The following is a 21,139-nucleotide window of genomic DNA, read 5'->3' as shown; positions in this document are numbered from 1 at the left end:
CTCAATTTTGATATAAACGATAACTCACCATTCCGGTGGTTTTTTCTTTTAATAATGTCCAATTTTCAGGCGTGTTGAGGTGGTTTTCTTTTTCCGTTTCCACATAAATGAGGGCGTTCGGCTGCAGCCAGTTATTTTCAGCAAGCAATCGGATCACTTGCTCTGCCAAGCCAAAATGGAAAGGCGGATCGAGAAAAACCACATCAAAGTGCGGTTGATTTGGCACTTGTTTTAAAAAATCCAAACAACTTTGATTCAGTACCTGAGCTTGTTCCTCCGTACATTTCAAGGTCTGCAGGTTTTTTTTCAGTTGATGGGCAACGGTTTTGTCTTTTTCTAAAAAGGTCACTTTTTCGGCTTGACGGGAAAGCGCCTCAATCCCCAACGAACCGCTACCGGCAAAACCGTCTAAACATTTTGCATTGTGAATGTAGGGCATTAACCAATTGAATAAGGTTTCTTTTACACGGTCGCCGGTGGGGCGTAATCCCTCTGCATTTAACACAGGTAATTTCCGTCCACGCCAAACTCCGGCGATAATACGAACTTCGCCTTTTGGCGATTGTCCTTGCGATTTTTTCATAAAGAAGCGGATTTTTAGTGAAAATTGTGCTTAGTTTAGACGATTTTTTGCTAGAATGAACCACATTTTTATCGGATAGCAGTTAAGAGAACAATTTATGGCAGAAGAAAAGAAAAAAGGCGGATTTTGGGCATCATTATTTGGGCGTAATAAAAAACAAGAAAGCACGCAAATTGACCCCATCATTGAAGAAGAAAAAATCGAGGAAACGGCTGTTGAAAGTGAAATTATCGAACCTTCTGTTGAAAGTGAAATTATCGAACCTTCTGTTGAAAAGGTGAAAGAACCGTTAGATGAGGCAGAAAGTGCGGTCAATTTTGACCCTGTTTTAACTGAAGAGGCTCAAAAAGATGAGGTGGAACAAGAAGAAATAGAAGAAAAAAACTCGGAAATTTCAACCGCACTTAATTTGCCTGATACGATCATTGAGCCAGAAAATGTGGAAGAAAATCGCAGCGTTGCAGGGGCAGAGATTGATGCCGATATTGTCGAAGAAGTTAAACAAGAATTTCATCCTGAACTACAAGCGGAAGTGCAAACTGAAATCCGTGAAAAACCAAGCGAAGGCGGTTTTTTTAGCCGTTTAGTGAAAGGGCTACTCAAAACTAAACAGAATATCGGAGCCGGTTTCCGCAGTTTTTTCTTAGGTAAAAAAATTGATGATGAATTGTTTGAGGAGTTGGAGGAGCAGCTTCTCATGGCGGATATTGGCGTGCCGACCACCACGAAAATCATTAAAAACCTCACCGAACACGCAAGCCGTAAGCAATTGCAAGATGCCGAATTGTTGTATCAACAGTTAAAAGTAGAAATGGCAGCAATTCTTGAACCGGTGGCTCAACCTTTAGTCATTGATAGCACGAAAAAACCTTATGTGATTTTAATGGTCGGGGTGAACGGTGTGGGGAAAACCACCACGATTGGTAAACTCGCGCGTAAATTCCAAGAGGAAGGAAAATCCGTGATGTTGGCGGCAGGTGATACCTTCCGTGCGGCGGCGGTGGAACAGTTGCAGGTATGGGGAGAGCGAAATAATATTCCGGTGGTGGCACAAAGTACGGGCGCGGATTCCGCTTCCGTTATCTTTGATGCGATGCAATCTGCTGCGGCACGCAACATTGATATTCTGATTGCCGATACGGCAGGACGCCTACAAAATAAAAATAATTTGATGGACGAGCTGAAAAAAATCGTTCGGGTAATGAAAAAATATGATGAAAGCGCACCACATGAAATTATGCTCACGTTGGATGCGGGAACCGGTCAAAATGCGATTAGCCAAGCGAAATTGTTTAATGAAGCTGTTGGGTTAACCGGTATTTCTCTCACAAAATTAGATGGTACGGCAAAAGGTGGGGTGATTTTTGCTATTGCGGATCAGTTTAATTTACCGATTCGTTATATTGGTGTGGGTGAGAAAATTGAAGATTTACGTGAGTTTAACGCAACAGAATTCATCGATGCGTTGTTCGTATATGAAAATGAAGAATAAGGAAAAACTGTGATTAAGTTCTCGAATGTTTCAAAAGCCTACCACGGCGCAACCCAACCAGCATTGCAAGGACTGAATTTTCATTTACCGGTAGGCAGTATGACCTATCTGGTGGGGCATTCAGGCGCAGGGAAAAGTACCTTGCTTAAGCTGATTATGGGTATGGAAAAAGCCAATGCGGGACAAATTTGGTTTAACGGGCACGACATCACTCGTCTGTCAAAATATGAAATTCCTTTTTTGCGTCGCCAAATCGGTATGGTTCATCAAGATTATCGTTTATTGACGGATCGCAGTGTGGTAGAAAATGTCGCATTACCGCTTATCATTGCCGGCATGCACCCGAAAGATGCGCATTCACGTGCTATGGCGTCTCTTGATCGCGTAGGGCTGCGTAATAAAGCGCATTATTTGCCGCCACAAATTTCCGGTGGGGAACAACAACGGGTTGATATTGCCCGTGCGATTGTGCATAAGCCGCAACTTTTATTGGCGGATGAACCAACGGGAAATCTCGATGATGAGCTATCATTAGGCATTTTTAATCTTTTTGAAGAATTTAATCGTTTAGGCATGACGGTGTTAATTGCTACCCACGATATTAATTTAATCCAACAAAAACCAAAACCTTGTTTGGTGCTTGAACAAGGCTATTTACGTTATTAAGGAAAAACCATGAGCCGATCAACTGATGCTTCTTTTTTTGTGCAAACGGCTTACACCTTACGCGCGGTGTGGGCGGATTTGTGGCAACGCAAATTCGGTACCTTGCTCACTATTTTAGTGATTGCCGTTTCGCTCACTATTCCTACTGTCAGCTATTTAATGTGGAAAAATTTACATTTAGCTACTACGCAATTTTATCCTGAAAGCGAACTCACCATTTATTTACACAAAAATTTAAGTGAAGAAGATGCCAATTTAGTGGTGGAAAAAATTCGCCAACAAGAAGGGATTGATTCCCTGAATTATGTTTCTCGTCAAGAAAGCCTGAAGGAATTTAAAAGTTGGTCGGGCTTTGGTGAAGAGCTGGAAATTCTTGATGACAATCCGTTACCGGCAGTGGTGATGGTGAAACCGTCGAAAGCTTTTGAAACCTCCGAAAAACGTGAAACATTACGCACAAATCTCGATAAAATCAAAGGGGTACAAGAGGTTCGTTTAGATAATGATTGGATGGAAAAATTGACCGCACTTTCATGGTTGGTGGCACATGTGGCGATTTTCTGTACGGTATTGATGACCGTTGCAGTATTTTTAGTGATTGGCAACAGTATTCGCTCCGACGTATATAGCAGTCGAGCCAGCATTGACGTAATGAAATTGCTGGGCGCTACGGATAATTTTATCCTTCGTCCTTACCTTTACACCGGAATGATTTATGCAGTGCTGGGTGGTTTTGTCGCCGCTGTTTTTAGTAGTTTTATCATCGGTTACTTTACCTCTGCGGTGAAGTATGTGACGGATATTTTCGCCGTGCAGTTTGCTCTAAACGGTTTAGCTGTCGGAGAATTAATTTTTCTCTTGGCAAGTTGTTTAATCATGGGCTATATCGGTGCGTGGATTGCCGCCAAAAGACATATTACATTGATTGATAACCGGGTTTAAGGTGTGAATTTTGAAAAGTGCGGTTGTATTCCATCGTGTTTTGATATTGAAACAAGGTGAAAAATAACCGCACTTTTGCATTAATGGGATAGCATTTTTTTCCATTCTATTACTGTACTTTCAAAGGAATCCGATGAAAATAATGCACTACCGGATACAACCCAATTGATCTCATATTTTTTCAAATATAAAGCCAATTCCAATGTCATTGCGCCATCAACAGATACCAATTTTTCCTGTCGTGAATCATTAAGATGAGTAAATAATTGGATCAAGAGAGCGGCTATTTTATCAAGATTAGCTTTTTCTCCAGTTCTTGGATCCAGTGTTAAAATTTGAATTAAATCAGCGTTTGGTAAATGGGGATAAAGTGATTCTAAAGGCGTGTTAGGGCAAATAGCTAAGCCGCACAATATCGTTTTTTGCATTTTTAACCATCGCAAAGTCTCTTCAAGATCAATGGTATTTTCAATTTGCAGGGTAATGATATCCGCACCAGCTGTGACACATTTTTGGGCAATGCTAAACTGATCTTTTACCATTAAATGCACATCTTTTATAAATGTTTTAGGAAATTGTTGTATTGCCATGCTCCCTACTGTGAAAAAAGGAGAGAATTGACCGTCGGCAATATCAAAATGCAAGAGTTTCAGTTGATTTTGACTTAATACGTTAAGATTTTTTGAAAATTCAAGCCAATCGGATGCTAATATTCCAACGCTGATTGGCTGTAATTTTAACGCTGAAATTAACCGCTCTTTTTCTGTGGTCATGATTTTATTTCCTCAGGAAAGAGCCATTCAAAGATTTTTTTGCTTCGATGCGTTGTCATTAAAGATTCAAGTTCTTTTACACAGCGTTGGTAGTGGACCGTTTTTCTGTGTTCCTCCAATGCTTGTTCATCTTCATAAACTTCATAAGCATAGAAACGGGTTCTAATGTCCGGATCACGTAAAACATCAAAGCGTAGGTTACCTTTTTCTTGGCGTGTTCCGATGTGGTTGCGTTTAAATACATCAAGAAATTCTTGTTCTTTACCTTCTTTAATATTAATTTCAACGAGCATAGCAAACATAATTTCTCCTTAGTTTTAATATGGAATAACATTCCTCCTGTATAGCAAGGAGGAATGTTGATTGGTTAACGGTGATTGTTTTTTTCGTGTAGATATAATTGGTATGCCTGTTCAGCATTTTCTCCACGATGGACAATTGCATTAACGGCTTTTAACATAGCGATTGGTGCGTCAGATTGGAAAATATTACGCCCCATATCTACACCAGATGCACCTTGATCAATTGCTTTATAACACATTTCTAAGGCCTCATGTTCCGGGAGTTTTTTTCCGCCGGCAATGACAATCGGCACCGGACAACCGGCTGTAATGCGTTCAAAACCTTTATCAACATAATAGGTTTTAATAATATGTGCACCCATTTCTGCAGCAATACGGGTTGAGAGGGAGAAATAACGTTGATCACGTGCCATATCTTTACCTACGCCGGTTACTGCCATAATAGGCATTCCATAACGAGTGCCCTGATCTACAAGTTGGATAATATTTTTAATAGACTGATGTTCATATTGAGAACCGATATAAACTTGTGCCGCCATAGCGGAAACATTTAATCGAAGGGCATCTTCAATGGATACTGCAACGGCTTCGTTGGAGAGTTCCGTTAAAATTGAATTTGCACCTGATGCACGCAAAGCAATTGGTTTACGTACGCTAGGGGGAACAATACTGCGTAAAATACCCCGTGTACACATTAGAACATCGGTATATTCAAATAACGGTGCAATGCTTAAATCAATGCGTTCAAGCCCGGTTGTTGGCCCTTGGAAATAGCCGTGGTCAAAAGCCAACATAATTGTTTTGCCGGTTTGAGGATTAAAAATATTCGCTAAACGGGATTGCATCCCCCAATCTAGCGCACCCGATCCTTTTAAGTAGAAAGCTTGGTGAGTTTGTGGGGTATCCAACCCAAAATCTTTGCCATCTCGGATATCATCTAAATCTGCCATTGTTATACTCCTTAGTTAGAAATTGTACTGATCAATATTGTCTTTAGTGAAAACGACACGTTGTGGTAATAGCACAATGCCGTTACCTTTCGCTTCATATTCGTAACCTTGAACTTTGTTTGGTGATACTTCAATTGTGCCAATACTTTCAACTTCTACTTTATCACCGACATTAAGCGGCTTGCCTTTCAGCAAATCATTTGCTACGGCAATGGAAATTTTGCCTTGTTGTACGACATCCCAAAGACCAAACTGTTTAACCGTGCCTCGTTTTACATAAGGTCGCATCACGTTAGGGGTACTAAAACCAACGATAGCAACATGATTTACTTTGAGGTTTTCAGCAGCTTGTGCGGTGGCCGGTAATGCATTGGCATCCGGTGCAATAATGGCATCTAAGTCCGGATAAGCTTTTAAAATACCCTCTGCGGTTTGAAGTGATTTAATCGCATCGTTGTAACCAAATTGAGTGGTGACAATTTCCCATTTCGGATGATTTTTAGCGATTTTTACTTTTGCTTCTTTTACCCATTGATTCTGATCAGTGACCGTTGGACTGGAATAAAAGAAGGCAACTTTAGCGTTAGGTTTGGTTATTTGGCTTGATGCCATCTCAACAAGCATAGAACCTAATTGTTCCGGTGTTCCTTGGTTAATGTAGTGGCTACGGCATTCCGGTTTAGTGTCTGAATCCCAAGTTAATACTTTTACACCTCGTTTCATCGCTCGTTGTAATGTAGAGCATAAGCCATCAGGTGAAACCGCCGAAACTACAATGGCTTTATAGCCTTGATTGACGAAGTTATTAATTAATTGTACTTGATTGGAAACACTCGGTTCCGTAGGACCGTCATAGGTAACATCCACCCCAAGGTTTTTTCCCATTTCAGTTGCACCTTGCCCACCGCTAGTGAAGAAGCCGACACCGACTAATTTGGGGATAAAGGCGATGCGATCAGCTGCTTGTGCGGCAGTCGTCACAGATAAACCGAGCAATATGGAAAGTGCGGTCATTTTCATACGAGTTTTCATAACAAGTTCTCCTCTTAAGGTTGAGTGTTTAACGACTAATCTACGACTGCTTGATGTTTAGCCTTTCGGCGTAGCCATTGCATTATTGCACCGTAGTGCAAGCTAACGGATTTGCCGATTAATACGATAATCAGTAAGGCACCGGATAAGGCGCTTGAAATCTCATTTGGAATACCGATCATTTGTAAACCTTGTTGTAAATAACCGATTAATAGGGCAGCGATAGCGGTACCGATAATTGAGCCTGAGCCACCATAAATATTGGCACCACCCAATACAACGGCGGTCAGCACCGGCATTAATAATGAGCTGCCTAAATCTGAACGGGCGGAACCAAAATAGGACACTAATAGCACTGCGACAAAAGCGGCAACAAGTCCGATAAATGCGTAAATGAGAAAAAGTGTTTTTTGAATCGGAACTGCACTGTAACGAGAAGTTCGTTCACTCTGACCAATTAGAAAAATGCTTCTTCCAATTTTGGTTTTGTGCATAAGTAGCCAGAAAACAAACGTCATTAATATGAAGTAAAGAATAGGAGTGGGAATACCTAATAAGGTTTGATTGGCAAATTCTAACAGTGATTCAGGGAATCCACCTATACCTTCATAACCGGTTGCCCCAGCGAAACCGGATAGGAGCAATGCGCCACCACCAAAAAGATACATGGTGCCTAGCGTGATCACCAAGGGATTAACTTTTGTATAAAGAATAAGCCCGGCATTAATGACCCCACACAGTAGCCCCACAACAAAGGTTGCCGAGATAGCAAGGCTAAGCGGAATATCCAATTTAAATAACACGCCTAATGTTATGGCGCATAAGCCAACCGTTGAACCGAAAGAAATGTCCATGCCCCCACTGATAATAATCATTGTTAACGGAAGTGCCAGCATTCCAATATAGATGAAATCACTTGTACTATATAAGAGTACGTTGAGATCAAGCATTAAGGGATTGAATAGACCGAATCCCAGAATTTCAAGTATTAATAGCAGTAGCAATGTCAATTCCCAAGCATGTTTTTTTATCGTTAACATCATCTTTCTCCTTTAATGACCGCACTTTGATAAACAAATGAGGCTAGTTGTCTTTTAAAAATCGTGCATAGCGTTGTAATTTGAGATTGTGAGCAATCATGACTCGGATTCGACCGTCAAAGACCAAGACGGCTAAAAGCACGATACCCGCAACGAAGTTATTCCAGTAAGCCGGTACTTTAAGAAGAACCAATATAGAATCAATTTGAATGAGGAAATAGGCGCCAAGCACCGCACCGATTAAGTTACCGGCACCACCTAACAAACTAATTCCGCCCAATACGCAAGCGGCTATCGCTTTCATCTCTAGCCCATTTCCGGTTGAGTTTGGCACGAATCCGATTTGAGACGTGAACACAATACCGGCGATGGCAGCCATTAAGCCATTTATCGCAAAGGCAATAATTCTGACCCGATTAATCGGTACACCAAGTTGCATTGCACCTTGTAAATTGTCTCCCACAGCATAAAAATACCGTCCGGTTGAGCATTTTGTTAAGAAATAGTAAGTGGCTAGAATGATGAGAATTAATATCCAGCCAATAACGGAGATATTTAGAAAAATCGGGGCCGATAAGGTTTTTAGGTCTTGCGGTAAACCTTCAATCCATTTCCCACCTGTGATCAATAACATCATTCCTTTATATAAACCTAATGTTCCTAAGGTTGCCACAATAGCAGGGATTCGTAAGAGCGTAACTAATACGCCATTCAGTAATCCGGCGGTTAAACCGCAAAGTAAAGTGAGGGTAAAGGCACTTGCAAGTCCGAATCCGGCATTGAGCAGACTCCCGACAATAACTGCACTTAATCCCATTGTGGAACCGACTGATACATCAATATTTCGCGTTAAAATGACAAAAGTTGCGCCAATTGCCAGTAAAATCACGATTTGAGCCGAATTAAAAATCATCGTGAGTGTTTGCAAATGAAATCCGGCACCAATAAACCCTAATAGGGCAAACAACAAGCCGATAGCAATTAAGATGGTCAATTCGCGATTATCTTGAATGAGTTTCCACATATTTTTCTCCTTAATGCCCATTGCTACCAAATGCCATTTGCATAATGTTGTTAGTGTTAATTTGTTCTCCGCATAATGATTCGCTGATTTGTCCGTCATGCATAACCAATACGCGATCAGACATTTGTTCTATTTCCTCTAAATCTGAGGAAATAAATAAAACGGCAACATTTTGTTTTGCAATATTTTTGATTAATTGATAAATATCCGCTCTAGCGCCAATATCTACCCCACGTGTTGGTTCATCAACAATCAATAATGAAGGATTCGCCTCTAAACATTTTGCGATAAGTACTTTTTGTTGGTTTCCACCGGAAAGTGTCTTGACTGCTTGCTGTTCATCTGAAAATTTAATTCCGATTGCTCGATGGTAACGTTCTAAGATCGCACTTTCTTTTGAGGTGTTTAGCCAAAACCCTGTATCGTTGTAGGTTAGTGCACATACATTCCAAGTGAGTGATGAATCAAGGTATAAGCCCGAGGCTTGACGATCTTCGGGAAGATATACAATCCCTTTATGGAGCCGTTCTTTGATAGAGAGAGGATTGATTTCTTGATTTTCAAACAGAATTTGACCGCACTTTGATTGACGTAAACCATATAAGGTTTCTGCTAATTCCGTTCTTCCTGCACCTACTACACCGGCAAGACCTAGAATTTCACCGGGATAAATATCAAAGGAAATGTTTTTAAACCCTTCTCCGGTCAAATGATGAACTTGTAGAAGTGGGCGATCTGTTGTTTTTACTCGTTGGTGCCCCGGAAGCTCAAGCCATAATTTTTGAGCTTCGCTAAGTGGTGAGTTTTTGGCCTTTGGTGTAATTGCTTTGATCACGTCATCTTTATTGATTTCATCAATCTTTCCATTAAGTGCAATATAGCCGTCACGCATAACACTGATTCTATGCGATATTTGCCAGACTTCCGGTAACTTGTGGGAAATAAAGACGATACCCACGCCTTTTGTTAGTAAGGAATTAATTTTTTTAAATAAATTATCGGTTTCAATTGGCGTGAGGGACGCGGTTGGCTCATCCAAAATAAGAATAGAGGCATCGCGCATAAGCCCTCGCATAATTTCCACTAATTGTTGATCGGCAACTTCAAGAGAACCTGCTTGCATATCAAGTTTGAGGTGTGAGTTTAGTTCTTGTAAAAGTGCGGTCAGTTTTTCAGTTGTTTTTGCATCCCGGGATAAACCAAATAAAATGTTTTCCTTCACCGTTAAATTAGGAAATAAAAGAGGTTCTTGGGGAACTAAATAAATACCTAGTTGATGCGCTTTATGAGGGGAAAGTCGGTTTTGTTGCGAACCATGAATAATGAGCTCACCGCAGTCCTGTGGGTGAATGCCGGCGATAATTTTCATTAATGTCGATTTTCCTGCGCCATTCCCTCCTAATAACGCATGAACTTCACCTTCAAAAAGGGAAAAATTAATCTCTTTCAAGACTTCAACACCGGAAAATGATTTGCCAATGTTATGCGCTGAAAGAAGACATTTTTGAGTTTTATCACACATAATCTCACCATGCTGAATTAACAAATGTAATTTAAATTAATCATTTGTTCACAACTTTATCTGAAAAGATGAGAAAAAACAGTGATCAATCTCACATAATTGAATATTTTTTGATCTTTTGTGGTTTGTATTTAAGAAATGTGAGCTTGTTCACGTTTTTGTAAAAATTAAGAAAAGAACAATTGATAAAGTTTTTAAACAAATGAATAATATCAGACAAAGAAGGAATGAAATATGAATGAACGAATAGACGATAACGGTGAATTTTCCCAAAACATGACGGAAGAAGAGCTGCTTGCCAGAATGGCGTGGTTTTATTATCACGATAATTTAACGCAGAGTGAGATTGGGGAAAAATTAAAGCTACCTCGCTTAAAAGTTTCCCGATTATTAGAAAAAGCCCGGCAATTAGGAATCATTAAGGTACAGATTAACTCTCGTTTTACAGGTTGTTTTGAGATAGAAGAAGCCTTACAACAACATTTTCAATTAAAGTATATTCGTATTTTACCGGCATTAGAACAGCATGAAATTAATGAGCGTTTAGGCGTTGGAGCCGCTCAGATGTTGATGTCATTAATGAAACCAAATCAAGTTTTAGCGATTGGTTTCGGCGATACGATTATGAAGACATTAAAGTACGCAAGCGAGTTTATTACCCACAATAACATTAAATTGATCACCTTATCAGGTGGGGTGGGACCTTATATGAAAGGGATCGGGCAATTGGACGGCTCCTGTTCTGTAAGCATTATTCCTGCTCCTTTACGTGCATCTTCCATTGAGGCGGCAAGGTTATTTAAACGTGAAGCCTGTGTTCGTGACATGATGCTTGCCGCGTGCAGTGCCAATACAGCAATTGTTGGTATAGGAGCAACGCGCCAAAAGGGGCAAGCGACATTGCTCCGTTCAGGCTATATCACGGAGGAAAAACAGCAAATTATCCGTAACCAGGGCGCAGTAGGGGATATTTTGGGCTATTTTATGCGTAGAGACGGAAGTTTGCAGCCTGATATGCCATTACATGAAGAACTGATTAGTGTACCGCTTGAAAATCTAAAGAAAATTTCTAATGTCGTTGGTGTTGCGGGCGGAGAAGATAAGGTGGAGGCGATTTTAAGCGCATTGCAGGGAAATTATATTAATTCATTAGTCACAGAAGAAAACACGGCTCGAATGATGTTAGCGCAGTTGGTTTAGCAATAAAGGGCTTATTTTCTTCTTAATTGAAAGGAGAAAATGATGAATACACAGCAAGCAATTTATTTAATGGCATTAGATGCCGGAACGGGGAGTGTAAGAGCGGTTATTTTTGATATAGAAGGTAATCAGATTGCCGCCGCTCAACGAGAATGGACGCATTTGTCGGATCCTAATATTCCCGGTTCTATGGAATTTGATTTAAAAAATAATTGGCAATTAACTTGTGAATGTATTCGTCAGGCTTTGCAACAATCGCAAATTCAAGCCGGACAGATTGCGGCGATTTCTACTTGTTCAATGCGTGAAGGTATCGTGCTTTATGATGAGCAAAAACAACCGATTTGGGCATGTGGCAATGTAGATGCGCGTGCGGTAGAAGAAGTCAAAGAGTTAAAGACGCTTTATAACAATACATTTGAATCATATTTATATTCTATTTCCGGTCAAACTTTGGCATTAAGTGCTGTGCCTCGTTTATTATGGCTCGCTCACCATCGACCTGATATTTATCGTAAAACGAAAGCGATTTCAATGATTAGTGATTGGTTGGCATTTATGCTGAGTGGGGAGTTGGCAGTTGAACCTTCCAACGCCGGTACGACAGGGATGTTGGATTTAAAAACTCGTCAGTGGTCGGCAGAGTTAGTGGATATGGCAGGACTTGTATCGGATATATTAACACCGGTAAAAGAAACCGGGACATTGCTAGGTAGCGTAACGGCAGAAATAGCCCGTCAAACAGGATTAACACAGGGGACGCCTGTTATTGTCGGTGGGGGGGATGTTCAACTTGGCTGTATTGGTTTAGGTGTGACTGAGCCAGAGCAGGCGGCAGTTATCGGGGGGACGTTTTGGCAACAGGTGGTGAATTTACCACATCCTGTAACGGATCCTGAAATGAATGTTCGTATTAATCCCCATGTTATTTCACCTTTAGTTCAAGCCGAATCAATTAGTTTTTTTACCGGATTAACTATGCGTTGGTTCCGAGATGCTTTTTGCGATGAAGAAAAGCGGCTGGCGGAACGATTGGGGACGGATGCGTATGCACTTTTAGAACAAATGGCTGAAAAAGTACCGGTTGGATCTTATGATGTAATTCCTATCTTTTCTGATGCGATGCATTTCAAATCTTGGTATCACGCTGCGCCTTCTTTTATTAATCTTTCTATTGATCCTGATAAATGTAATAAAGCGGTTTTATTCCGTGCATTAGAGGAAAATGCCGCGATAGTGTCTTCATGTAATTTGGAACAAGTGCAAAAATTTTCCAGTGTAAGATTAACCTCTATTGTGTTTGCCGGTGGAGGCGCAAAAGGAAAATTATGGAGCCAAATTTTATCTGATGTAACAGGTTTGACGGTTAATATTCCGGTTGTGAAAGAGGCAACAGCATTAGGTTGTGCAATTGCAGCAGGTGTGGGGATAGGTATCTATGCTTCCTTATCTGAAGCCGGTAAAAAACTGGTGAAATTTGAGCGTCAACATCAACCGAATGCCGACAATCACAGGTTATATCAAGCCCATAAATCTCGTTGGCAGGATATCTATAAGAAACAATTACAATTAGTCGATAACGGATTAACAACGTCATTATGGAAAGCCCCGGGTTTATAAAAATATATGAGAAAATAACCTCACTTTTTGTATATTTTTGAATAAATACCTTGCAATCTGTTTCGGTTTTATGTAGTATTTGCGGGCTTTCGATATGAGAGCCGTTTAATGTAATCATTTATTAAACGTGCGCAACGATATGTTGTGTTAAACAATGTTTCCGATTTGGAGACTATATAACAGGTAACTTGCACCTCCTTTTCTATGTTTGAAGTTAGAATTGTGATTGGTGTTAGTTTTTTATTAGCTAAATTTTATTGGAGCTCTGGTCTAATGCAGAACCAAAGAATCCGTATCCGCTTAAAAGCGTTCGATCACCGTTTGATCGACCAATCTACTGCGGAGATCGTAGAAACAGCTAAACGTACTGGTGCGCAAGTTCGTGGTCCGATTCCTTTACCAACTCGTAAAGAACGTTTCACCGTGTTGATCTCTCCACACGTGAACAAAGATGCTCGTGACCAATACGAAATTCGTACGCACAAACGTTTAGTAGATATCGTAGAGCCAACAGAAAAAACTGTTGATGCATTAATGCGTTTAGATTTGGCTGCCGGCGTTGACGTGCAGATCAGCCTAGGTTAATTAAGAGGTTATTACAATGATTGGTTTAGTCGGTCGTAAAGTTGGTATGACCCGTATCTTCAATGAAGACGGTGTGTCAGTACCAGTTACCGTTATCGAAATCGAAGCCAACCGCGTAACTCAAGTTAAAACTCTTGAAAACGATGGCTATACTGCAATTCAAGTTACTACTGGTTCTAAAAAAGCGAATCGTGTAACTAAGCCTGAAGCAGGTCATTTCGTGAAAGCAGGTGTTGAAGCTGGTCGCGGTTTATGGGAATTCCGTACTGAAGGTGAAGAATTCACTTTAGGTCAAGAAATCAATGTTGACATCTTTGCAGATGTTAAAAAAGTGGATGTTACCGGTACTTCTAAAGGTAAAGGTTTCCAAGGTGGTGTTAAACGTTGGAATTTCCGTACTCAAGATGCTACCCACGGTAACTCTTTATCACATCGTGTCCTTGGTTCTATTGGTCAAAACCAAACTCCGGGTCGTGTGTTTAAAGGTAAAAAAATGGCAGGACATTTAGGTGCTGAGCGTGTAACCGTTCAATCACTTGAAGTTGTTCGTGTAGATGCTGAGCGTAAATTGCTATTAGTAAAAGGTTCTGTACCTGGTGCTATCAATGGCGATGTTATCGTTAAGCCGGCAGTTAAAGCATAAGTCTAGGAGATAGAGATGGAATTACAAGTTGTAGGTGCAAATGCACTCACTGTTTCTGAAACTACCTTCGGACGTGAGTTTAACGAAGCGTTGATCCACCAAGTTGTTGTTGCTTATGCAGCAGGTGCGCGTCAAGGTACTCGTGCGCAAAAAACTCGTGCTGAAGTGTCTGGTTCAGGTAAAAAACCTTGGCGTCAAAAAGGTACAGGTCGTGCTCGTGTTGGTGATATTAAATCTCCAATTTGGCGTTCCGGTGGTACAACCTTTGCGGCAAAACCACAAGATCACAGCCAAAAAGTGAACAAGAAAATGTACCGTGGTGCAATTAAAAGCATTCTTTCTGAATTAGTTCGTCAAGACCGTTTAATGGTTGTTGAGAAATTTGAAATTGATGCACCAAAAACTAAAGTTTTAGTACAAAAATTAAAAGATTTAGCAGTTGAAGATGCGTTAATTATCACAGCGAGTTTAGATGAAAATCTATTCTTAGCAGCACGTAACTTATATAAAGTTGACGTACGTGATGTACAAGGTATCGATCCGGTAAGCTTAATCGCTTTCGATAAAGTGATTGTTACTGTCGATGCTGTGAAACAAATTGAGGAGATCTTAGCATGAGTCAAGAACGTTTGCTGAGCGTGCTTCGTGCACCGCATATCTCTGAAAAAGCAACCAACAATGCTGAAAAATCTAACACTGTTGTACTTAAAGTTGCTTTAGATGCGAACAAAGCTGAAATTGCTGCTGCAGTTGCTCAATTATTTGAAGTAAAAGTAGATTCTGTTCGTACTGTGGTTGTTAAAGGTAAAACTAAACGCCGTGGTACTAAAATGGGTCGTCGCAGCGACTGGAAAAAAGCTTATGTAACTTTAGCCGAAGGCCAAAACTTGGACTTCGTGGACAGTGCAGAGTAATCGGAGGAGAATAGAGAATGGCTATCGTAAAATGTAAGCCGACCTCCGCTGGTCGTCGTCACGTTGTTAAAATCGTGAACCCTGAATTACACAAGGGTAAACCTTACGCACCATTACTAGATACTAAATCTAAAACCGGTGGTCGTAACAACTATGGTCGTATTACAACTCGTCACATTGGTGGCGGTCATAAACAACACTACCGTTTAATCGATTTCAAACGTAACAAGTTAGATATCCCAGCGGTTGTTGAGCGTTTAGAATATGATCCAAACCGCTCTGCTAACATTGCTTTAGTGCTTTATAAAGATGGTGAACGTCGTTATATCCTAGCACCGAAAGGCTTGTCAGTAGGCGATCAAATTCAAGCTGGTATTAACTCACCAATTAAAGTGGGTAATGCATTACCAATGCGTAATATTCCAGTTGGTTCAACAGTACATAACGTTGAATTAAAACCGGGTAAAGGCGGTCAAATTGCTCGTTCTGCCGGTGCATATGTACAGATCATTGCACGTGAAGGAAACTATGTGACTTTACGTTTACGTTCTGGCGAAATGCGTAAAGTATTGGCTGAATGTGTAGCGACAATTGGTGAAGTTGGTAACTCAGAACATATGCTTCGCGTATTGGGTAAAGCCGGTGCTAACCGCTGGAGAGGTATTCGTCCTACAGTTCGTGGTACTGCAATGAACCCAGTTGACCACCCACACGGTGGTGGTGAAGGCCGTAACTTTGGTAAACACCCTGTTACTCCATGGGGCGTTCAAACCAAAGGTAAGAAAACTCGTCACAACAAACGTACTGATAAATATATCGTACGTCGTCGTGGCAAATAATAAATTAAATTAAGAGGATTAGCCATGCCACGTTCTCTCAAGAAAGGTCCTTTCCTTGACCTACACTTGTTGAAGAAGGTAGAGAAGGCGGTGGAAAGCGGGGACAAAAAACCAATCAAAACTTGGTCCCGTCGTTCAATGATCATTCCATCAATGATCGGATTGACCATCGCAGTCCATAATGGTCGTCAGCACGTTCCAGTTTATGTATCTGATGAAATGATCGGTCATAAATTAGGTGAATTTGCACCGACTCGTACATACCGCGGTCACGCGGCAGATAAGAAAGCTAAGAAATAAGAGGTAAAGAGATGGAAACTATCGCAAAACATCGTTACGCTCGCACTTCTGCCCAGAAAGCTCGCTTAGTTGCCGATTTAATTCGTGGTAAAAAAGTTGCACAAGCATTAGAAATCTTAACTTTCACTAACAAAAAAGCTGCGTCTTTAGTGAAGAAAGTTTTAGAATCAGCTATTGCAAACGCAGAGCACAATGATGGTGCAGATATTGATGATCTTAAAGTTGCTAAAATCTTCGTAGATGAAGGTCCTAGCATGAAGCGTGTTATGCCACGTGCTAAAGGTCGTGCAGATCGTATTTTAAAACGTACTAGCCACATCACTGTGGTTGTGTCAGATCGTTAATCAGTAGGAGAATAGCAATGGGTCAAAAAGTACATCCACATGGTATTCGCCTAGGTATTGTTAAACCTTGGAGCTCTACTTGGTTCGCGAATACACAAGACTTCGCTGACAATCTTGAAGGCGATTTCAAAGTACGCAAATTCTTAAACAAAGAATTAGCAAATGCTTCAGTTTCACGTATTACTATTGAGCGTCCAGCTAAAAGTATTCGTGTAACTATTCACACAGCTCGTCCTGGTATCGTAATCGGTAAAAAAGGCGAAGATGTTGAAAAATTACGTAACGCAGTCTCTAAAATTGCTGGCGTTCCGGCTCAAATTAACATCGCTGAAGTGAAAAAACCTGAATTAGATGCGAAATTAGTTGCAGAAAGCATCGCTTCTCAATTAGAACGTCGTGTAATGTTCCGTCGTGCAATGAAACGTGCGGTACAAAGCGCAATGCGTTTAGGTGCGAAAGGTATCAAAGTTGAGGTTAGCGGTCGTTTAGGTGGTGCAGAAATTGCACGTTCAGAATGGTATCGTGAAGGTCGCGTACCTCTCCATACTCTTCGTGCAGACATCGATTATAACACTGCAGAAGCACACACAACTTACGGCGTAATCGGCGTAAAAGTGTGGATCTTCAAAGGTGAAATTCTTGGTGGAATGGCTGCCGTTGCGCAATCAGAACAACAACCTGCCGACAAGCCTAAAAGAGCGCCGCGCGGTAAAGGTCGTAAGTAAGGAGAAACGCTAAATGTTGCAACCAAAACGTACAAAATTCCGTAAAGTTCACAAAGGCCGCAACCGTGGCATCGCAAATGGTACTGAAGTGAGCTTCGGTACTTACGGTTTAAAAGCTGTTGGTCGTTGTCGTTTAACCGCTCGTCAAATCGAAGCGGCACGTCGTGCGATGTCTCGTGCGGTAAAACGTCAAGGTAAAATCTGGATTCGAGTATTCCCGGATAAACCAATTACTGAAAAACCATTAGAAGTCCGTATGGGTAAAGGTAAAGGTAACGTTGAATACTGGGTAGCCTTAATCCAACCGGGTAAAGTGCTTTATGAAATGGATGGTGTGTCTGAAGAAGTGGCAAGAAATGCTTTTGCATTAGCAGCAGCAAAATTGCCGGTTAAGACTACCTTCGTAACTAAGACGGTGATGTAATGAAAGCTCAAGATTTACGTACAAAAAGTGTTGAAGAGCTGAATGCTGAATTATTAAACCTTCTAGGTGAACAATTCAAATTGCGTATGCAAACAGCCACCGGTCAGCTTCAACAAACCCATCAGGCTAAACAAGTGCGTCGTGATATTGCACGTGTAAAAACTGTATTAACCGAAAAGGCGGGTGAGTAATGACTGATAAAATTCGTAGCGTACAAGGTAAAGTTGTTAGCGACAAAATGGAAAAATCTTTCGTTGTTGCAATTGAACGTAAGGTAAAGCATCCGTTATACGGTAAATTTATCCGTCGTACAACAAAATTACACGTACACGATGAAAACAATGAAGCCAAAGTTGGTGATACCGTAGAGATTCGCGAGTGCCGCCCTCTATCAAAAACCAAGTCTTGGACATTAGTTCGTGTTGTTGAAAAAGCGGTTATCGCTTAATTCACAATCATAGAGAATAAAAGCCAATGGTGTAATGCCATTGGCTTTTTAAATTACTGTATCCTATCGATTTCTTTCCCTCATTTCCTTTTCATTTTTATTATTTCTTTTTAAAAAGAGCGGTCATTTTTTTGTTTGTTTTTATAATTTGCCTAAATTTTAGCAATGCCAATATTGAACCTTAACCTTTTGTAAGCTTATGTAAATATAGGCAAAGTTGTTTGTTATGAGTTATAGCTCTCCGTAAAATCGGCGAGGTTTTCATCCTGTTGTTTGGGATGGGAATAGGTTCTATTTGTTTAGACTACCTAAAATGAATAATAAAAAACAAGGACAACTTAAATGAATAAGATATTTAGAGTAATTTGGAATCATGCAACCCAATCTTGGGTCGCTGTGTCCGAATTAACGAAAGCAAAAGGAAAAACTAAATCGAAAACAGAAAAGAAAATTTCAGTTTTTGCCGTTTCGCTTATCACTGCAGGGGCGACGGTAATTGGTGGCTCCGCATTAGCAGCGGTCTCTATTGGTGATGGTTTTTCTTATAATCCTAATAATGCTCCAGCCGGTGGTTCGAGTGCTATTGCTATTGGTTGGGGAGCAAAAGCACCAAATACTCAAGATGTTGCAATTGGTAATGAAGCGACAACATCGGGTAATTTTGCAACCGCACTAGGTGCTCAGACAAAAGCGCTTGCTGATTCTTCTATTGCGCTTGGATTTAAAGCTAATACTACACAAAGTGAAGGTATTGCAATCGGTAATATGTCTTGCACAACAGTTCGCCGTGGTATTGCAATTGGTACTAATGCGAAATCTGTTCAAGCTGACCAGGATCCGGGGAGAGGTAAATATCATAATTCTAGTGTTGTCGTTGGTGGGAATAGTTCCGGTGGTTTAGCAATAGGCTCATTTGCCGCAGCTTTACCACTTGGAACCGCTATTGGATCTAGTTCTTATGCAATGCCGGATAGTTTGGCATTCGGTTCTGGTGCTGTGTCATTAAGCCAAGACCTAAATGGTAAATCGGCACCTGGTATGGCATTGGGTAATGGTGCTTGGTCTTCTGGACGTCATGCGATGGCAATCGGTACTTATTCTAATGCAACAGGCCCTTATTCTATTGCTCAAGGGGCTGGGGCTACTACTTCTAAGTCGGGGTCGGTTGCAATTGGTTGGTCTGCTGGTGGAGATTTAACCACTAGTACTCGTACATTGGATAATGGTCAGAATATACCTATTGTTACTCAAACTAAGAGTGAAGGTGTGGGTTCGGTTTCTATTGGCCACGGTGCTCATGGTTACTCAGCCGGCAGTGTTGCTATGGGACGTGGTGCGAAAGTTCAAGATAACGAAACTCTTTCGGTTGCTCTAGGAACAGGATCAATTGTAAGTGAAGGGTTTCATAATGAGCAATCTTCAACGAATGTTACATTTAAAAATGCAAGTGGACAAACTATAACGCAAGAATATTGCGGTACGTTTAAATCGGTTACTGGTTTGGAATATGGTTATGCTACAAATGCGATTACTAATGTTTCTAAAGCACAGGGTACAACGGTAGTATCTGTTGGTAGAGCGGGCCTAGAACGTCAAATTCAGCATGTGGGTGCTGGACGTGTAGCGGCTAATTCCACCGATGCTATCAATGGCTCCCAGCTTTACAATGTATTAAATTATATGGGCTTTAATGTTCATGATAATGCTAATACATCAAAAGCTCGTATCAATAACGATCACTATGTCCGTTTTGTAAACGGTAACCTCACTACTTCTCGTGTCGATGGGGTAAATAACGGTGCGGATGCGAACGTTACCTTTGATGTAAAACAGGGTAAGTTCTCACCTGTAACAGTAACTGGTAGTTTAAATACTAGTATTCCTAATGCTAATACAGGCGTTGCGACAGTGAATGATGTTGTGACTGCTGTAAACCAAGGATTTTGGGGGATTGGGAATAGTTCCACTCACGCGGGTAATCCGGTAAATAATGTTCATTTTGGTGACCGTGTAGATTTTGTTGGAGCAGGTTCGGCAAATGTAACTGTTGCTGCTACTAGTGGTAATAGAACGCTTGTAACAATTAAGACACCAACTTATGTTGCCGGTGATAATATTAAATTTACGAATAATACCGATGGCTCAATTAAGATTTCTTCAACAGGCGGAAATTCAAACTCTGGATTTAAACTCCAGGTTGCGAATATTTTGGGTACTGATACGGTTGAGTATGATAAAGAAGGGGCTGCCGATATTAATTCAGGCCAAATTCTTGATGTTACCTCATCCGGTTTAACACGAGTAGAGTTTATTAATACAAGTAGTGGTGGTGGTTTCCGTGTTGTGACGGATAATACTCCAATTAAAGCAAACGACAATGGTACCATTGGTTTAGGAGATAATGTTACTAATAATGCAACTAATCTTAACCAAGCAGTAACTGCCGGTGATGTGCTTAATGCTGTAAATAACTCAGGTTGGCATACGAATGCAGGCGGTAATCTAAAAGCAGGAACAACTGCAACAAATACATTAATTAAACCGGGAAAAACGGTTAATTTCAATGCAGGTGAAGGCTTAACGATTAATCAAACTGTTGGCGCTGATGGTAATGTAACTTATACCTTTGATGCGAAAGCTGTAAACGGCGCAACCGGTGCTACAGGCGCAACTGGCGCAACGGGTGCGGCAGGTAAAGATGCACAAGCAAACGTGACGACCGATGCAACAAACGGTACGCATACCATTACTATCGTAGACGGTAATGGTAC

At 40.9% G+C, this 21,139-nt stretch carries 25 protein-coding genes; 17 read left to right on the top strand and 8 right to left on the bottom strand.

Annotated features, from left to right (window positions below):
• Window position 1: 1 nt before the first annotated feature.
• Entirely contained in the window at window positions 2-583 is a 582-nt protein-coding gene (gene rsmD, locus BKK47_RS06980; protein ID WP_077494152.1) for a 16S rRNA (guanine(966)-N(2))-methyltransferase RsmD, read from the bottom strand.
• Between the two features lie 97 nt (window positions 584-680).
• Here rsmD and ftsY point away from each other — a divergent pair, with 97 nt between their 5' ends.
• The 3 genes from ftsY to ftsX are packed head-to-tail and all read left to right on the top strand — an operon-like array spanning window position 681 to window position 3,683.
• The gene (gene ftsY / locus BKK47_RS06975) at window positions 681-2,075 is read left to right on the top strand and encodes a signal recognition particle-docking protein FtsY (protein ID WP_077494151.1); all 1,395 of its coding nucleotides are present in this window, start codon (window positions 681-683) and stop codon (window positions 2,073-2,075) included.
• A 9-nt stretch (window positions 2,076-2,084) separates the two neighbouring features.
• Window positions 2,085-2,741, top strand: coding sequence for a cell division ATP-binding protein FtsE (gene ftsE / locus BKK47_RS06970; RefSeq protein ID WP_077494150.1), 657 nt, complete (start codon window positions 2,085-2,087; stop codon window positions 2,739-2,741).
• A 9-nt stretch (window positions 2,742-2,750) separates the two neighbouring features.
• On the top strand, window positions 2,751-3,683 hold the full coding sequence (ftsX, locus tag BKK47_RS06965; RefSeq protein ID WP_077494149.1) for a permease-like cell division protein FtsX: 933 nt from the start codon (window positions 2,751-2,753) through the stop codon (window positions 3,681-3,683).
• Window positions 3,684-3,763: 80 nt separating this feature from the next.
• Here ftsX and BKK47_RS06960 read toward each other — a convergent pair whose 3' ends face one another.
• The 7 genes from BKK47_RS06960 to lsrA form a co-directional block, all read right to left on the bottom strand.
• On the bottom strand, window positions 3,764-4,456 hold the full coding sequence (locus BKK47_RS06960) for a beta/alpha barrel domain-containing protein (RefSeq protein ID WP_077494148.1): 693 nt from the start codon (window positions 4,454-4,456) through the stop codon (window positions 3,764-3,766).
• Entirely contained in the window at window positions 4,453-4,758 is a 306-nt protein-coding gene (gene lsrG, locus BKK47_RS06955; protein ID WP_077494147.1) for a (4S)-4-hydroxy-5-phosphonooxypentane-2,3-dione isomerase, read from the bottom strand. The genes BKK47_RS06960 and lsrG overlap by 4 nt, the downstream gene beginning before the upstream one ends.
• Before the next feature lie 65 nt (window positions 4,759-4,823).
• On the bottom strand, window positions 4,824-5,708 hold the full coding sequence (gene lsrF / locus BKK47_RS06950) for a 3-hydroxy-5-phosphonooxypentane-2,4-dione thiolase (protein ID WP_077494146.1): 885 nt from the start codon (window positions 5,706-5,708) through the stop codon (window positions 4,824-4,826).
• Between the two features lie 15 nt (window positions 5,709-5,723).
• A complete protein-coding gene (gene lsrB / locus BKK47_RS06945) occupies window positions 5,724-6,740 on the bottom strand; it encodes an autoinducer 2 ABC transporter substrate-binding protein LsrB (protein WP_077494145.1) in 1,017 nt (338 codons plus the stop codon).
• A gap of 35 nt (window positions 6,741-6,775) precedes the next feature.
• The gene (gene lsrD / locus BKK47_RS06940; RefSeq protein WP_077494144.1) at window positions 6,776-7,780 is read right to left on the bottom strand and encodes an autoinducer 2 ABC transporter permease LsrD; all 1,005 of its coding nucleotides are present in this window, start codon (window positions 7,778-7,780) and stop codon (window positions 6,776-6,778) included.
• 43 nt (window positions 7,781-7,823) lie between these two features.
• Window positions 7,824-8,804 (bottom strand): autoinducer 2 ABC transporter permease LsrC, encoded by a 981-nt coding sequence (gene lsrC / locus BKK47_RS06935; protein WP_077494143.1) that lies wholly within the window; start codon window positions 8,802-8,804, stop codon window positions 7,824-7,826.
• Between the two features lie 10 nt (window positions 8,805-8,814).
• On the bottom strand, window positions 8,815-10,326 hold the full coding sequence (gene lsrA, locus BKK47_RS06930; protein WP_077494142.1) for an autoinducer 2 ABC transporter ATP-binding protein LsrA: 1,512 nt from the start codon (window positions 10,324-10,326) through the stop codon (window positions 8,815-8,817).
• 234 nt (window positions 10,327-10,560) lie between these two features.
• Here lsrA and lsrR point away from each other — a divergent pair, with 234 nt between their 5' ends.
• The 14 genes from lsrR to BKK47_RS06860 all read left to right on the top strand — a co-directional run.
• On the top strand, window positions 10,561-11,526 hold the full coding sequence (gene lsrR, locus BKK47_RS06925) for a transcriptional regulator LsrR (RefSeq protein ID WP_077494141.1): 966 nt from the start codon (window positions 10,561-10,563) through the stop codon (window positions 11,524-11,526).
• A 69-nt stretch (window positions 11,527-11,595) separates the two neighbouring features.
• On the top strand, window positions 11,596-13,146 hold the full coding sequence (gene lsrK / locus BKK47_RS06920; protein ID WP_425271844.1) for an autoinducer-2 kinase: 1,551 nt from the start codon (window positions 11,596-11,598) through the stop codon (window positions 13,144-13,146).
• Window positions 13,147-13,419: 273 nt separating this feature from the next.
• Window positions 13,420-13,731 carry a 30S ribosomal protein S10 gene (gene rpsJ / locus BKK47_RS06915; RefSeq protein ID WP_001181005.1) on the top strand — a complete coding sequence of 104 codons (312 nt, stop codon included), beginning with the start codon at window positions 13,420-13,422 and terminating at the stop codon, window positions 13,729-13,731.
• A gap of 16 nt (window positions 13,732-13,747) precedes the next feature.
• A complete protein-coding gene (gene rplC, locus BKK47_RS06910; protein ID WP_018356226.1) occupies window positions 13,748-14,374 on the top strand; it encodes a 50S ribosomal protein L3 in 627 nt (208 codons plus the stop codon).
• A gap of 15 nt (window positions 14,375-14,389) precedes the next feature.
• Window positions 14,390-14,992, top strand: coding sequence for a 50S ribosomal protein L4 (rplD, locus tag BKK47_RS06905; RefSeq protein ID WP_077436054.1), 603 nt, complete (start codon window positions 14,390-14,392; stop codon window positions 14,990-14,992).
• Window positions 14,989-15,288, top strand: a complete 300-nt coding sequence (gene rplW, locus BKK47_RS06900) for a 50S ribosomal protein L23 (RefSeq protein WP_018356228.1) — start codon at window positions 14,989-14,991, stop codon at window positions 15,286-15,288. Before rplD ends, rplW begins: the two co-directional genes overlap by 4 nt.
• A gap of 17 nt (window positions 15,289-15,305) precedes the next feature.
• Window positions 15,306-16,127, top strand: a complete 822-nt coding sequence (rplB, locus tag BKK47_RS06895; RefSeq protein ID WP_018356229.1) for a 50S ribosomal protein L2 — start codon at window positions 15,306-15,308, stop codon at window positions 16,125-16,127.
• A gap of 24 nt (window positions 16,128-16,151) precedes the next feature.
• Window positions 16,152-16,427, top strand: a complete 276-nt coding sequence (rpsS, locus tag BKK47_RS06890) for a 30S ribosomal protein S19 (protein ID WP_005539416.1) — start codon at window positions 16,152-16,154, stop codon at window positions 16,425-16,427.
• 11 nt (window positions 16,428-16,438) lie between these two features.
• A complete protein-coding gene (gene rplV / locus BKK47_RS06885) occupies window positions 16,439-16,771 on the top strand; it encodes a 50S ribosomal protein L22 (RefSeq protein WP_018356230.1) in 333 nt (110 codons plus the stop codon).
• Window positions 16,772-16,788: 17 nt separating this feature from the next.
• The gene (gene rpsC / locus BKK47_RS06880; RefSeq protein WP_077436058.1) at window positions 16,789-17,496 is read left to right on the top strand and encodes a 30S ribosomal protein S3; all 708 of its coding nucleotides are present in this window, start codon (window positions 16,789-16,791) and stop codon (window positions 17,494-17,496) included.
• A 13-nt stretch (window positions 17,497-17,509) separates the two neighbouring features.
• Complete coding sequence (gene rplP / locus BKK47_RS06875) at window positions 17,510-17,920, top strand: 50S ribosomal protein L16 (RefSeq protein ID WP_018356232.1); 411 nt, start codon at window positions 17,510-17,512, stop codon at window positions 17,918-17,920.
• Window positions 17,920-18,111 carry a 50S ribosomal protein L29 gene (rpmC, locus tag BKK47_RS06870; protein WP_018356233.1) on the top strand — a complete coding sequence of 64 codons (192 nt, stop codon included), beginning with the start codon at window positions 17,920-17,922 and terminating at the stop codon, window positions 18,109-18,111. Before rplP ends, rpmC begins: the two co-directional genes overlap by 1 nt.
• Window positions 18,111-18,368, top strand: a complete 258-nt coding sequence (gene rpsQ / locus BKK47_RS06865; RefSeq protein ID WP_005625886.1) for a 30S ribosomal protein S17 — start codon at window positions 18,111-18,113, stop codon at window positions 18,366-18,368. Before rpmC ends, rpsQ begins: the two co-directional genes overlap by 1 nt.
• Window positions 18,369-18,710: 342 nt before the next feature.
• Window positions 18,711-21,139 (top strand): ESPR-type extended signal peptide-containing protein (locus BKK47_RS06860; RefSeq protein WP_208603965.1); only part of this gene is annotated, 2,429 nt, incomplete at its 3' end.

Origin of the sequence: Rodentibacter mrazii (assembly GCF_001998825.1) — a bacterium.
Classification (GTDB): domain Bacteria; phylum Pseudomonadota; class Gammaproteobacteria; order Enterobacterales; family Pasteurellaceae; genus Rodentibacter; species Rodentibacter mrazii.
This window is presented reverse-complemented; position numbering and strand designations above follow the sequence as displayed.